The organism is Paraburkholderia kirstenboschensis, from assembly GCF_904848585.1.
GTDB lineage: Bacteria > Pseudomonadota > Gammaproteobacteria > Burkholderiales > Burkholderiaceae > Paraburkholderia > Paraburkholderia kirstenboschensis.
This window is the reverse complement of the sequence record NZ_CAJHCR010000008.1, coordinates 175,274-188,066: the sequence shown is the minus strand read 5'-3', so window position 1 is coordinate 188,066 and position 12,793 is coordinate 175,274. Positions and strand designations below refer to the sequence as shown.

Below are 12,793 nucleotides of genomic sequence, written 5' to 3'. Positions count from 1 at the left end.
TGATTTACAGCCTGTTAATTCCAGTGACTTCAGCGTTAAACCTGCATCTGACTGAGCGTCTGCAGCATCTGGTCGGACGTCGTCACGGCCTTGCTGTTGATTTCGTAAGCACGTTGCGTCTGGATCATGTTCACCAGTTCCTGCACCACGTTCACGTTCGATGCTTCGACGTAGCCTTGATTGAGCGTGCCCGCGCCGTTCAGGCCCGGCTGTGCAATGTTGGGCGCGCCCGACGACGCAGTTTCCGCGAACAGGTTCTCGCCCTTCGCATCCAGACCGGCCGGATTGATGAAGGTCGCGACCTGCATCGAGCCGAGCTGCTGGCTGTTGGTCGAGCCGGCGACGGTGATCGACACCACGCCGTCGCTACCGATGGTGAGCGACGTCGCGTTGTTCGGCACCGTGATGGCCGGGATCACCTGGTAGCCGCTCGACGTCACGAGCTGGCCTTGCGCGTTGGTCTGAAACGAGCCGTCACGCGTGTAGGCGGTCGTGCCGTCGGGCATCTGCACCTGGAAAAAGCCCTGGCCGTTGATGGCGACGTCTTTCGAGTTGCCGGTCTGCTGCAGATTGCCCTGCGTGTACAGACGCTCGGTGGCGACCTGTTGCACGCCGGTGCCGAGCTGGATGCCCGACGGCAATTCCGTTTGCTGCGTCGAGTTCGCGCCGGGCTGGCGGACGGTCTGATACAGCAGATCCTCGAACACCGCACGTGAGCCCTTGAAGCCGTTGGTGCTGACGTTCGCGAGGTTGTTCGAGATCACGTCCATCTGCGCCTGTTGCGCATTCATGCCGGTGGCGGCGATATAAAGCGAGCGATTCATATTCCTTCTCCTATGTCGACCGGAGTCGGCGCTTCAGCTATGAACCAAAGTCCGCGCTTCAGCGCGTTACTCCGGTCTCATGCAAAGCACTTACTCTGGTCCCATGCAACATCGTTGCGGGCCGGCACGAGCCGGCGGCCCGTTAGCTAAAGCTGAGCAACTGGTTAGCCGACTGATCGTTCTTGTCGGCGCTTTCCAGCAGCTTGGTCTGCATCTGGAACTGGCGCGCGTTCGTGATCATCGAGACCATCGCGCTGACCGGATTCACGTTGCTCCCTTCGAGCGATGCAGGCGCGACCGTCACGGCCGGATCGGCGTCGGCGGGATTGCCGTCGGCGGTGCGAAAGAGTCCGTCGTCGCCGCGCGTCATGGTTTGCGGATCGGGGTTGACGAGCTTCAGCTGATCGACCGTCACCACGGCGGTCGGCGGATCGCCCGGCGTGAGCGCCGACACGGTGCCGTCCCTGCCGATGGTGATCTGCGCACCCGGCGGCACCGAGACCGGCCCGCCGTTGCCGAGCACCACCTGATTGGTGGCGTTCACCAACTGGCCGTTCTGGTCGATGTGCAGATTGCCCGCACGCGTGTAGGCCTCGCCGCCGTCAGTGGTTTGCACCGACAGCCAGCCCGGACCTTCGATCGCGACGTCGAGAGGATTGCCCGTCTGCTGGATCGGGCCGGGCGTGTAGTCCGCGCCCGGCGTCGACGACAGCACGAAAGTGCGCGTGGTGTTGTCGTTGATCGAACTGCCGTCGCCGAACGACATCGGCACGGCGCGGAAAGTCGCCAACTGCGCGCGAAAACCAGTGGTCGATGCGTTCGCCAGATTGTTGGCAACGATTGCCTGCTGTTCGAGCGCTTGCGTGCTGCCCGACATCGCGGTGTAGATCAGCCGATCCATGATGGGTCCGTCCTGCTCGCTTACAGGTTGATGAGCGTCTGGTCGACGGTCTGCTGCGTCTTGATCGTCTGCGCGTTCGCCTGATAGTTGCGTTGCGCGGTGATCAGATCCACCAGCTGGCTCGTCAGATCGACGTTCGAGTTTTCCACGGCGCCGCCTTGCAGCACGCCGTGGTTGGTCGAACCCGGCGCAGAGATTTGCGCGGCGCCCGATGCATCGGTCTGCTGGAACTCGTTATTGCCGAGGTTCACCAGACCGTTCTGGTTCGCGAAGTTCGCGAGCGCGATCTGGCCGAGCGCGGCCGTCTGCTGGTTCGAATAGTTGCCGGTCAGCGTGCCGTCGGCGCCGATGCTGAAGCTCGTCAGCGTGCCGGCCGGATAGCCGTCGGGCTGCAGCGAATTCACGCCGTCCTTGCCGCCGTATTGCGTGGTGCCGCCGATGTTCAGCGTCAGGTTCTGAGGCGTCGCCGAACCGTCGGTGGTCGGCACCGCGAAGTTGAAGACGAACGGCGTGGCAGTCGCCGCGCCCGAAGCGTCGGTCGTGCCGAGCAGCGTGCCCGACGAATTGAAGTTCGCATGGCCGACGAGCGCCGCAGTGCCGGTGGAGACGCCGGCATACACGTCCCACGTGCCGGCGGCCGTCTTGGCGAAATACATGTTGACCGTCTGCGAGCCGCCGAGCGTGTCGTACACCGTGGTGCTCGTCGAATAGTTGTACGTCGTCGAGCTGTTCTGGTTGAACGCCACGGCGGTCGGCGCGACGGCGTAGCTGTCACCCGCCGCCGGCACGCCGTTGAACGTGATCGTCTGACCGTTGCCGAGCGAAATGGGGGAGCCGGCCGTGTACGTGCCGGTCGTCGACGTGCCGAGCGTGGTGTCGGTCACCGTGTATGCCGTCGCGCTGGTGAACGAGACGGTGTAGTTGTCCTTGTTCGTTCCCGACGCCGTGTTGGTGATCGTCGCGCCGGTCGTGCTGAGCGTACCGGTGTTGGTGCCTCCTGCCGTGACGGTCGGCGTGCCGAGCATCAGCGGGTCCTGCGCATTCAGGTTCAGGCCGGCTGCGATGTTGGTGGTCGCCTTCGGCGCGATGTTCGCGGTCGGCACGCTGAGCGGCACGGTCTGCGCGGTATTGATGATGCCCGAACTGTTGGCCGCGTAGCCCATCAGTTGCAGGCCTTGCGCGTTCGTGATGAAGCCGTTCTTGTCGAGCTGGAACACGCCGTTGCGCGAGTACACGAGCGAGCCGTTGTTCGACAACTGGAAGAAGCCGTTGCCGTTGATCGCGACGTCGAGTGCCTGGTTCGTGCTGGTGATCGTGCCTTGCGAGAACTGCTGCTGCACCTGTGCGAGCTTGGTGCCGATACCGACCTGGTTGCCGACAGCCGTCGCCACCGAATTCGCGTACATGTCGGCGAATTGCGCTGCGCCGCTCTTGAAGCCAACCGTATTCGCGTTGGCAATGTTGTTGCCGATCACGTCGAGATCGCTCGACGATGCGGACAAACCACTCAAACCTTGTTGGTAACCCATGACGGTCTCCGTGTCTGGAAAGTCTTAACTGACTGAATCTGAATTAGAGGATCGCGGCCACGCTGGTCAGCCCGACAGTCGTGCCGTTCGACAGCACGAGACCCGGCGTACCGTTGTTCTGCATGACGACGCTTTGAACGGTTGCGCCTGCGAGCGTGGTGGCCGTGGCCTGCTGGCCGTTGATCGTGCCGACCGCGCTGATCGTGTACGTGCCGTCGGGCAGCGCGTTGCCGGCCGAGTCGGTCGGCGTCCAGCCCACCGGAATCGTGCCCGCCGACTGCTTGCCGAGGTCGATCGTGTTGACGATCTGTCCAGCCGAGTTCTTCACGACGACCTGCAGGTCGCTCACCGAGTTCGCGAGCTGCACGCCGAAAGCGCCGGCCTTGCCGCTCGCGACCGACACGGAGCTTCCCGGCGCGAGCACGGTCGAGCCGATCAGCAGCGCCGCTTGCGACTGCTGGCCCGCCGACATCTGCGTCGCGAGCGAGCTCAACGTCGTGTTCAACTGGCTGATGCCCGACACGGTGTTGATCTGGGCGAGCTGCGAGGTCATCTGCGAGCTGTCCATCGGATTGGTCGGATCCTGGTTCTTCAACTGCGCTACGAGCAGGCTCAGGAAGGTGTTCTGCAGATCGGTCGCCGAGGTGCCCGAGGTGCCGCTCTTCGAACTCGTCGAACTGCTCGAACCCGACGTGCTGTTCGTGCCGTTCATCGTATCGAGCAGCGTTTGCGACACGGTCGTGCCGTTGTTGCCGATGGTGGTGCCAGTAGTCAAGGGGCTCTCCTCAGGTTCCGATCGTGAGCGTCTTCAGCATCAGGGTCTTGGCGGTGTTCAGGGTCTCGACGTTGGCCTGGTACGAGCGCGACGCCGAAATCATGTTCACCATTTCCTGGACCGGGTCGACGTTGGGCAGCGTCACATAGCCGTCAGCGTTGGCCGCCGGGTTGCCGGGGTCGTAGGCGGTCTTCATCGGCGTCGGGTCGTCGACCACGCCGGTGACCTGCACGCCGCCAACCTGCTGGCCGGAGCCCGAGCGCGCGCCGCCGAGCGGCGCAACGCCGAACACGACCTGCTTGGCCTTGTACGGCTGGCCGTCCGGACCGGTGGTGCTGTCCGCGTTGGCGAGGTTCGACGCCGTCACGTTGAGCCGCTGCGACTGCGCGGACATCGCGGAGCCTGCAACACCAAATATGTTCATCAAAGAAGGCATGTTTGCTGACCTTTCCCGCCGGTTCGATCCGGCTTCAAGTTAGTTCCCGTAGCGATTGTTCTTGCGTACTGCGTGTTTCTTTGCGTGCAGACCGTTACCCGGTTACGAGCCCGACTGGATCGCCGACAACATCGTCTTGATCTGGCTCGACAGCATCGTCATGCCCGATTCGAAGTGCAACGTGTTGTCCGCGAACTGAACGCGCTCGGTGTCGATGTCGACCGTGTTGCCGTCGAGCGCGGGCTGCGTCGGAACGCGGTATTGCAGGTTGCCGTAGTCGTCGGGCATGCCGCCCGCCGGGCTCAGCGTCGATTTGCCGGACATGTGGCCCGGCGTGGTCGACGCCATCGACATTCCGCTTGTCACGCCGGCCGGCTGCGCCATCGGAAGCGTCGCGGTGTTCGAGGCCGTGTGCACGGCCACGCCGGTCTTTTTCAGCGCGCCGGCGAGCGACGAAGCGAAGTCGACGTCGCGCGCCTTGTAGCCGGGCGTGTCGGCATTGGCGATATTCGACGACAGGAGCTCCTGGCGATAAGCGCGCACATCGAGCGCTTCACGTCCAAAGGCGAATTCGGCATCGAGTTTGTCCAGCATAAGAATCTCCGGAGAACGGTCCCGAGGCTTCCCGTGCGCCTCGCGTGAGGACCGCATCAGGCGGGAAGACCTTTTTGCATGAGGTGCATCTTATGGGCCGAGTGCAAGCAGCAATCGGACGAATAACCGGGAAAGGGGGCTTCTATTCAACGTTTGCGCAGAGGGGGCTCTCAATAGAATGCAAGGCGTACCAAATGCATTCGATGGAGAACCGCAATGAACCAGCACACTTTCGATCCGACGCACCGCGCGAAACGCGCGGCGGCGCATCGCCTGTGTGCGGCCGCGCTGCGCGTCGCCGCGCGGCTCGTGCTGAGTTCGTCGCTGGGTGTGCCCGGTGTCGGCGCCGCCGCGCTTTGCGCGCCTGCCGCCGCTATGCTGTTCGCCAATGCCGCGCATGCCGGCGAGGCGGACGGCCCCATCGTGATTGCCGGTCCAAACGAAAAGAATCCGGCGGCACTCACCGAGCTTGCCGAGCATATGCAGGCAGCGCCCGCGAAACGCGTCGGCTCGGCGGCGACGCTCGCCTCCGCCACCGCGCAATCGCTCACGCGCGGTTCGGCCGCGCGCGACGCCGATTCTTTCAGCCGCGCCGCCAATGCAAGCGGCTCGATCGTCATCGCGGGCTCGGGCGACGCGCCGGCCGCGCCGCAAATGATCCGTACGAGTTTCAAGCCGGACGCGAACGGTGTCGTCACCATTCCCGCGCCGGGCCGTGCCGGTTCTGCCGCGACGAACGCAACAAGCGCAACAAACGCAACCGACGCACCCAGCAACATCAATCCGGCCGACGGTGCCGCACGCCTCAATGAGATGCCGGCCTCGCGCCGTGTGGTTCCGGTTGTCGTGACACCGGCGCCGCAAGCGAACGGCGTGCGTCAGGCTGCCGGCGTTCAGCCGGTGGCGGCCAACGCGCCGACCAGCGTGACGAGTCGCACAGCGGCCGCGCCGTCGCAAGCGTTGGGAGCATCGGCAACCGACTCGTTCGACACGCTCGCTTCGCGTGGCGAGCCGCCGCAGATCGGCGCGGACGGCAAGCCCATCAAGGCCCGTTTGAGCGCGCCCGCGAATTCGACCAGTGGCGCCGCCGCGCCGCCGACTGCACGCATGTCCGCGACACGGCCCGTCGCGCCCGCGGTCGCACAGCAGAATCTGCGTGCGGCAGCACCGGCGCAGCCTGAGCCGCTGCCCGGCCAGCAAGACCCGGAAGCGATCCGCACGACCGCGCTCGCGTTCCTGCAGCAGCAGTCGGCGGGATTGCCTGGCAAAGTGGACATCACCGTCGCACCCGCGTTTCCGCGCGGTCTCGCGGCCTGCATGATGCTGGAGCCGTTCATGCCGAGCGGCGCACGCCTGTGGGGCCGCGTGACCGTCGGCGTGCGTTGCGCGGGCCAGCGTCCGTGGACCATCTATCTGCAGGCGCGCATTTCGCTGCATGCCACCTACTACCTCGCAGGCCGCGCGATGTCGCCGGGCGAGGTGCTGACGGCCGCCGATCTGGTCGCGCGCGAGGGCGATCTGACGGGTTTGCCGCAGGCGATCGTGACCGACCCGTCGCAAGCGGTCGGCTCCGTCACGTTGACACGCGTTGCCGCCGGCATGCCGCTGCGCCGCGATATGCTGAAGAGCGCGTCGGCGGTGTCGATCGGACAAACGGTGCGCGTGGTCGCAGCCGGCGAAGGATTCGCAATTTCGTCGGAAGGCAGCGCGATGAACAATGCGTCGCCGGGTCAACAGGTCCGCGTGAAGACCCCCAACGGCCAGGTTATCTCGGGCATCGTCAAAGACGGCGCGACGGTGGAGATCCAACTGTGAGTCGCCAGCGTTCCAAGCTGGCGGCCGATCCAGATGCGTCCGCCGTTTCAGGGCCGGATCGTATTGACAGACAAGGAAAAAGCAGCAGCGATTGCGCTAAAGTTTTGATCGACGGTTGCCGTTATCAGAATCAAATCGTTCAGGAAGCCAATCGTGAAAGTCGATTCCAAAACCAATTCGAATCTGCCGACGTTGAAAGACGGCGTGTCCCGCTCGCAACAAAGCGACGCGGCGACGGCCAACACCGGCGCGCAGACCGCGAGCACTGCCTCGCAAGCCACTCCCAGCAGTTCGGGCGACGCCAGCGTCAGCCTGTCGGGTCTGTCGCAGCACCTGCGCAGCCTCGCGGCGTCCGGCTCGGCCGACATCGATACGGCGCACGTCGAGTCGATCAAGCAGGCCATCAAGGACGGCACGCTGCAAATCGACTCGGGCAAGATCGCCGACGGCGTGCTGAGCACCGCACGCGAACTGTTGCAAAGCAAAACCCCGTCGACCGGCAATTAATCGACGCATCGAAGTACGGTGAATGGCCGGGCGGCGTTCGACAAACCCGACTCGCGGATCGTCCGCGAGCCGTCGTTTTCAGCGAGTTGTTGAGATGAAAGACGCCCTGCTTGCCACCCTCATCGAAGAGTATTCCGCCGTCGAGGCGTTTGCCTCCGTTTTGACGCTGGAGACCAAGGCATTGACTGCCTTGTCGCCGGTCGAACTGCTGCCGCCAGTCATCGACAAGAAAACCGAGCTGATCGGCGAGCTCGCGCAGCTCGAAACCCGCCGCGACGAACTGCTCGCCGAAATGGGTTTTCCGGGCGGTTGGGCCGGCATGGAACTCGCGGCCAGCACCGACGAGCGGCTCGCCGCGCAGTGGTCGCTGCTGCAAAAAGCGGCCGAGCGAGCGCGCCGCTTCAACACGAGCAACGGCGAACTGATTCGCGTGCGCATGGATTACAACCAGCGGGCGCTGACGGCGTTGCAGGTAGCGTTGCCGCAAAAGGCCAACTTCTATGGCCCGGACGGACGCATTCCGGCGCGCGCCGCGGTGTGACGCCGGGTGACGCTGGCGCTCAGCGACAGCGTTTCGTGTTCACTTCTGCGAATGCTGATTGTCGCGATGCGGGCCTCGCATGCTTTGCATGCGTTTGACACTGACGCCCCACTCGCCCACAACTTCATGACTCGCGGCTAGCTCGCCGCAGCAACGCGGCCAACTCAAGCAGCCTTGCGTGAACAGATGGGTTCGTCGTCTCGACGAACCCTTTTTGTTTTCTGCCTCCTCTAGCGTTCGCGTCCTTCTCTTTCCCCGTCTGCTTTAGCCATTCGGCCAGGTGGCGGGAATCCGTCGCGCACGATCAAATCACCTCTTTCCCCAACGAAGTTTTTCGCTGCCAGCGAGCGCGCTGACGCGTCGCGACGAAGCGGGAGTCAACTTCCATCTAGCGAGGGTGTGTAATCGTGTGTATGATTAGAGGAGTGCAATATGAACAGTGCCGAAGTCGTAAAACTGATTCAGGCGAACGGTTGGCGGCTCGTCCGCATATCGGGCAGCCATCATCATTTTCGGCACGCATTCAAAGCCGGGCTCGTGACCATCCCCCATCCCAGGCGGGATCTACCAGCCGGCACGCTGAACAGCATCTTGAAACAGGCAGGGCTGAAATGAAAAATCTGATCTTCCCGATCGCAATCGAGGCGGGCGACGCGCAGCACGCGTTCGGCGTCATCGTGCCGGATATTCCGGGCTGTCACTCGGCGGGAGATACGCTGGAAGAAGCTTATGCGAACGCAAAAGAAGCGATCGAGGCGCATCTGGATACGCTGCTCGACGAAGGCTTGCCGATTCCCGAAAGGCTGACGCTAGACGAGCATCGGCGTAATCCTGACTACGCGGGTTTCACGTGGGGTTTCGTGACAACCCGGAATATTCCCGCGCTGAAGAGGGCGGTACGCATCAACATTTCGTTGCCCGAAGCTCTGGTGCATGAAATCGACGAATACGCGCAGGCGCGTGGCATGTCGCGTTCCGCTTTTCTCGCGCTCGCAGCCGAGCATGAAATGGCGGACGCATGACAGAAGGCGCGGGTAACGCCCTCGCTTCACAACTCATTCGCCCCGCTGAGCGCTAGCTCACGAGGCGAGCCGCTCACGTTGCCTCGGCATTGGCCCACGCCATCTCGCGCAAGCGCGTGCGCAAACGCGCCACCGCCTGGCTGTGCAACTGACACACGCGCGACTCGCTGACTTCCATCACCGCGCCGATTTCACGCAGGTTCATGCCGCGCTCGTAGTAGAGCGACATCAGCAACTTCTCGCGTTCCGGCAAGCGGTCGATCGCCTCGACCAACGCCGAGCGCAGACTGTCGTCGAGCAAGGCCGAAAGCGGGTCCGAGTGATCGACGCAGTAGCGGTCGAGAAACGGCTCGTCGTCCGCGGAACGGTCGAAGTCTTCGTAGTAGATCAACTGGCTTCCGTGCAGGTCCTGCAGCATCGACTGAAACTCGTCGAGCGGCATTTGCAGATGTTCGGCAATCTCCGTTTCGCTCGCCGAGCGGCCCAGATTCTGCTCCACCTTGTGCACTGCCGTCTCCACTTCTCGCGACGTGCGCCGCAAGCTGCGCGGCAACCAGTCGTTGCTACGCAGTTCGTCCAGCATCGCGCCGCGAATCCGCTGGCTCGCGTAGGTTTCGAACTGCGCGCCCTGATCTTCCTTGTAGCGACTCGCGGCATCCAGCAAGCCAATCATGCCGGCCTGAATCAGATCGTCGAGATCCACGCTGGCCGGCATTTTTGCAACGAGCTGCAAGCCGAGTCGACGCACCAGCGGTGCGTACTTCGTCAAAACATCGGCTTGGGAAATCTTTCCCTGAGCGTTATACATCGTGCTCCCCTTGTCCTTGTGCCGCCTCTCAGGCGTGCTGCGCAGACGGTTGGTCGGCGTGTTGCGCCGCTGTAACTGCCGCAGGCGCCATCCATGGCGTTTGCGGCGACATCGCTGGCCGCATCGGCCAGTACTGCAATTCGGCTGCGAGGTGCCGGAAGTCGCGCGCTGCCGGTGTCGACGGAAATGCGTCGACGACACAACGCGACAACTCCTCGGCTCGTGCCATCCGCGCATCCGCGGCAATACAACCGGCGTCTTCCAGCGCCACCGCGAGGTAGCGCCCGGCCACGCCGGCAAGGTTTGCAAAAGCGGTACGAGCGTCTTCCACGCTCTGCACGTGGTTCACCAGCACGCGAAACTGCGCGATGGCATGCACATAGTGCAGACGCTTCATGCACGCATACGCGTCGGTGATCGCCTGTGCCGCCATGCGCGTGACGATCATCACGTCATGGGCCTGCAGCGCGAGCGCCGAGAGGTGCCCTTGCTGATCCAGTTGCGCGTCGATCAGCACGATGTCGGCCGAACCATGCAGCACCGCGCTGAACTGCGCCGCGCCATAACCTTCGCGATGCGCACGTGAGGCGGCGAGCACCGAGAAGCCGAGCGCATGGCGCAAAGCGGCTTCGTCGAGCGTCATCTCGCCGCGCATAACGGCGGCAAAGTTGCCGGCGCCGCGCACGCTGCCGAGCATCGCGCTCACCGACTTGTCGCCGAGGCACTCGTCGATCACGAGCACGTCCTTGCCCTGCTGCGCGAGCGCCACTGCAAGGTTCATCACTGTCGCCGTACAGCCGGCGCCCAGCGAACCGCCCGTCACCGCAATCACGCGCGAGCCGCTCCGCGCGAGAAGGCGCCGCAGTCCTTCTGCCTGATCGGAGACGAGCTTATCCAAAGCGGACCTCGTGCAATTCGGCGGTCGAGCGCGCGGACAACGCGGACAGCAATGCCGGAACATCGTCGTCATGCGGGACGAATGGCGAGTGATCGCGCGGAATGCAGAACGCGCTCTTGATCAGGAAACGTTTGGTCGCGACGTACAGGTTTTCCGGCACTTTCTGACCGGTCGATACGTAGTGCACCGGCAGCTTGTAACGGATCACCGTATCGAGCACGCCGCCCAGGTTGGTCGCCTCGTCGAGCTTGGTCAGAATGCAGCCGGCGAGCGGCTGTTGATCCGGCCCGCGCTGATAGGCCTGCACGACTTCATTGAGCGTGTCGCCGTGGCTGGTTGCGTTCAGCAGCAACAGGCGCTGCACGGGCTGACCCGCGCGGCTCAGCATCGCGATCTGCTCGGAGACGAGGCGATCGCGCTGGCTCATGCCGATCGTGTCGATCAGCACGATGTGCTTGTTGCGCAATTCGGAGAGCGCGAGTTGCAGGTCGGCGCTGTCTTTCACCGCGTGAACCGACACGCCGAGAATCTTGCCGAAGATACGCAGTTGTTCGTGGCCGCCGATCCGGTAGCTGTCGGTGGTGAGCAGCGCCACTTTGCTGGCGCCGAAACGCATCACGCAGCGCGCGGCGAGCTTGGCGGTGGTCGTCGTCTTGCCGACACCCGTCGGACCCATCAGCGCAAAGACGCCGCCGCGTTCCATCAACGTGTCTTCGTCTTCCATGACCGGCAGATTCGAGGCGAGCACCGAGCGCACCCAGTCCATGCCGTCGTCCATGTTGTCGACTTCGTCGGGCAGGTTCGCGACCATCATCTGCACGAGCTGCGCGGAAAAGCCCGCGGCGAAGAGATGCTTGGTGAGCGACGCGTGCGCCGGGTTGCGGCGCTGACGATCGCCCCACATGAGGCCGGCGAACTGTTCTTCCATCATGCCGCGCATCGAAGAAAGCTCGTTCATCACGGTTTCTTTGACGACCTGTTCCATGCGCGCCTTGATCGCTTCAGCGACAGCAGCAGGCGTGCGCGAGTCGTCGGTCGGGGGCAGCGTCGTCGGTGCGATCTTCTGCGCGGCGCGGCGTGCGGCGACCTGCGCGGCTTCGCGAGCCCAATCAGGTGTGTTGTCCGCCTGCGACGCGGCGGCGTTGCCCGGTTCGACAGCGGCGCCAAGACCCTTGGCCATCGCGGCGGCCGGCGTCATCGCGCCGGGACGTGCGTTGTATTCGCTTTGCGGCTCGTGGTCGGCGGCGATCCGTCGAGCGTGATCGATCAGCCAGGGATTCGATTCGGCCATCGTGCGCGGCGCGTGAATGTCCGAAGCTGGCGCGGCAGAGCCGGACGGCACGCCTGCGGCATTCAGCAGATCAGCGCGAATGTCTTCGTTCAAACGCGCGGCGGCTGCTCGCGCGCTCGGCTGGCCGACGTGGATCTGTTGCGATTGCGGCGTCGACGCGTGCTTCGCGGCTGTAGCTGCCGACGCGCCCGGCAATGCGGTCTTGCGCGAGTCGGCTTGCCCGGCGGACGCCTTGGCTGCATTCATCGCGGCATTCATGGCCGCGCTCGGAACGACCTTTGCAGCAGGCTGGGCTTCGTGACTGGCGGCTAGCGCTGAGTCGGCGAAGCTGCCCGTCGTTTCGGTGCCGGCTTCCGGGCTCGCGCCGAACACCGACGAGAATACGTCCGGCATGCCGCTCGCGTACGGATTTGCCTGCATCGGCTGCGCGGCTGACATTGCGCGCGGCGCACTCAGCGCGGGCTGTGCAGCCGCTGCATTCGTCGATGCGAATTGCGCTGCGCTGGCGTCGGCGCGCGGAGCCTTCGGCGTGATCGCCGCGAGGTCGCTGTCGGCCAGGGCGACGATCTCGACGCTGCCGTCGTCCATCGTGCGATTGGACAGCACGACCGCGTCGGCACCGAGCGCTTCGCGCACGAGACGCAGCGCGTCGCGACTGGTAGCACCGATAAATTTACGAATGTTCAAGCTGGACCCCCGATGAGGTAAACGGACTGACGGACCGGCAACACACCGCTTCCCATTGAGATCATTATTGCGAAACGCGACGACCGACGATCGGTGGATAAAGGCTGTTAAACGTGGGTAATTCGAACGATGGACGCATGCAGCGATTCGCAGCCACCGCGCCTA

The 12,793-nt window shown here is 64.0% G+C and carries 14 protein-coding genes; 5 read left to right on the top strand and 9 right to left on the bottom strand.

Annotated elements, in window-relative coordinates; translation table 11 throughout:
• Positions 1 to 35: 35 nt before the first annotated feature.
• From flgG to flgB, 6 genes are all read right to left on the bottom strand, one after another.
• On the bottom strand, positions 36 to 824 hold the full coding sequence (gene flgG, locus JMY24_RS21455) for a flagellar basal-body rod protein FlgG (protein ID WP_128592221.1): 789 nt from the start codon (positions 822 to 824) through the stop codon (positions 36 to 38).
• A gap of 142 nt (positions 825 to 966) precedes the next feature.
• Positions 967 to 1,725, bottom strand: coding sequence for a flagellar basal-body rod protein FlgF (flgF, locus tag JMY24_RS21450; RefSeq protein ID WP_128592223.1), 759 nt, complete (start codon positions 1,723 to 1,725; stop codon positions 967 to 969).
• A 20-nt stretch (positions 1,726 to 1,745) separates the two neighbouring features.
• Positions 1,746 to 3,254: a flagellar hook protein FlgE gene (locus tag JMY24_RS21445; protein WP_128595992.1), complete on the bottom strand. Its 1,509-nt coding sequence runs from the start codon at positions 3,252 to 3,254 to the stop codon at positions 1,746 to 1,748.
• A 43-nt stretch (positions 3,255 to 3,297) separates the two neighbouring features.
• On the bottom strand, positions 3,298 to 4,029 hold the full coding sequence (gene flgD / locus JMY24_RS21440; protein ID WP_128595993.1) for a flagellar hook assembly protein FlgD: 732 nt from the start codon (positions 4,027 to 4,029) through the stop codon (positions 3,298 to 3,300).
• A 10-nt stretch (positions 4,030 to 4,039) separates the two neighbouring features.
• Positions 4,040 to 4,465 carry a flagellar basal body rod protein FlgC gene (flgC, locus tag JMY24_RS21435; protein ID WP_027805057.1) on the bottom strand — a complete coding sequence of 142 codons (426 nt, stop codon included), beginning with the start codon at positions 4,463 to 4,465 and terminating at the stop codon, positions 4,040 to 4,042.
• 102 nt (positions 4,466 to 4,567) lie between these two features.
• The gene (gene flgB, locus JMY24_RS21430; protein ID WP_128595995.1) at positions 4,568 to 5,059 is read right to left on the bottom strand and encodes a flagellar basal body rod protein FlgB; all 492 of its coding nucleotides are present in this window, start codon (positions 5,057 to 5,059) and stop codon (positions 4,568 to 4,570) included.
• Between the two features lie 216 nt (positions 5,060 to 5,275).
• Here flgB and flgA point away from each other — a divergent pair, with 216 nt between their 5' ends.
• From flgA to JMY24_RS21405, 5 genes are all read left to right on the top strand, one after another.
• Complete coding sequence (flgA, locus tag JMY24_RS21425) at positions 5,276 to 6,874, top strand: flagellar basal body P-ring formation chaperone FlgA (protein ID WP_201702852.1); 1,599 nt, start codon at positions 5,276 to 5,278, stop codon at positions 6,872 to 6,874.
• Between the two features lie 153 nt (positions 6,875 to 7,027).
• Positions 7,028 to 7,381 (top strand): flagellar biosynthesis anti-sigma factor FlgM, encoded by a 354-nt coding sequence (gene flgM, locus JMY24_RS21420; protein ID WP_027776970.1) that lies wholly within the window; start codon positions 7,028 to 7,030, stop codon positions 7,379 to 7,381.
• A gap of 94 nt (positions 7,382 to 7,475) precedes the next feature.
• The gene (locus JMY24_RS21415; protein WP_128595996.1) at positions 7,476 to 7,922 is read left to right on the top strand and encodes a flagella synthesis protein FlgN; all 447 of its coding nucleotides are present in this window, start codon (positions 7,476 to 7,478) and stop codon (positions 7,920 to 7,922) included.
• A gap of 432 nt (positions 7,923 to 8,354) precedes the next feature.
• A complete protein-coding gene (locus JMY24_RS21410; RefSeq protein ID WP_128588352.1) occupies positions 8,355 to 8,537 on the top strand; it encodes a type II toxin-antitoxin system HicA family toxin in 183 nt (60 codons plus the stop codon).
• On the top strand, positions 8,534 to 8,944 hold the full coding sequence (locus JMY24_RS21405) for a type II toxin-antitoxin system HicB family antitoxin (protein ID WP_128588353.1): 411 nt from the start codon (positions 8,534 to 8,536) through the stop codon (positions 8,942 to 8,944). Before JMY24_RS21410 ends, JMY24_RS21405 begins: the two co-directional genes overlap by 4 nt.
• A gap of 73 nt (positions 8,945 to 9,017) precedes the next feature.
• Here JMY24_RS21405 and JMY24_RS21400 read toward each other — a convergent pair whose 3' ends face one another.
• Genes JMY24_RS21400 through flhF form a run of 3 tightly spaced genes read right to left on the bottom strand, consistent with a single transcriptional unit; the run spans position 9,018 to position 12,628 of the window.
• Entirely contained in the window at positions 9,018 to 9,752 is a 735-nt protein-coding gene (locus JMY24_RS21400; protein WP_128595997.1) for an RNA polymerase sigma factor FliA, read from the bottom strand.
• A gap of 28 nt (positions 9,753 to 9,780) precedes the next feature.
• Positions 9,781 to 10,650: a MinD/ParA family ATP-binding protein gene (locus JMY24_RS21395; protein WP_128595998.1), complete on the bottom strand. Its 870-nt coding sequence runs from the start codon at positions 10,648 to 10,650 to the stop codon at positions 9,781 to 9,783.
• Complete coding sequence (flhF, locus tag JMY24_RS21390) at positions 10,643 to 12,628, bottom strand: flagellar biosynthesis protein FlhF (RefSeq protein ID WP_201702850.1); 1,986 nt, start codon at positions 12,626 to 12,628, stop codon at positions 10,643 to 10,645. Before flhF ends, JMY24_RS21395 begins: the two co-directional genes overlap by 8 nt.
• Between the last annotated feature and the right edge of the window lie 165 nt (positions 12,629 to 12,793).

Excerpts from the sequence above, each read along its gene's own strand:
- flgB (WP_128595995.1), bottom strand. The coding sequence starts at position 5,059 with ATGCTGGACAAACTCGATGCCGAATTCGCCTTTGGACGTGAAGCGCTC.
- JMY24_RS21415 (WP_128595996.1), top strand. The coding sequence starts at position 7,476 with ATGAAAGACGCCCTGCTTGCCACCCTCATCGAAGAGTATTCCGCCGTC.
- flgF (WP_128592223.1), bottom strand. The coding sequence starts at position 1,725 with ATGGATCGGCTGATCTACACCGCGATGTCGGGCAGCACGCAAGCGCTC.
- flgG (WP_128592221.1), bottom strand. The coding sequence starts at position 824 with ATGAATCGCTCGCTTTATATCGCCGCCACCGGCATGAATGCGCAACAG.
- flgC (WP_027805057.1), bottom strand. The coding sequence starts at position 4,465 with ATGCCTTCTTTGATGAACATATTTGGTGTTGCAGGCTCCGCGATGTCC.
- flgA (WP_201702852.1), top strand. The coding sequence starts at position 5,276 with ATGAACCAGCACACTTTCGATCCGACGCACCGCGCGAAACGCGCGGCG.
- JMY24_RS21400 (WP_128595997.1), bottom strand. The coding sequence starts at position 9,752 with ATGTATAACGCTCAGGGAAAGATTTCCCAAGCCGATGTTTTGACGAAG.
- JMY24_RS21410 (WP_128588352.1), top strand. The coding sequence starts at position 8,355 with ATGAACAGTGCCGAAGTCGTAAAACTGATTCAGGCGAACGGTTGGCGG.
- JMY24_RS21445 (WP_128595992.1), bottom strand. The coding sequence starts at position 3,254 with ATGGGTTACCAACAAGGTTTGAGTGGTTTGTCCGCATCGTCGAGCGAT.
- JMY24_RS21405 (WP_128588353.1), top strand. The coding sequence starts at position 8,534 with ATGAAAAATCTGATCTTCCCGATCGCAATCGAGGCGGGCGACGCGCAG.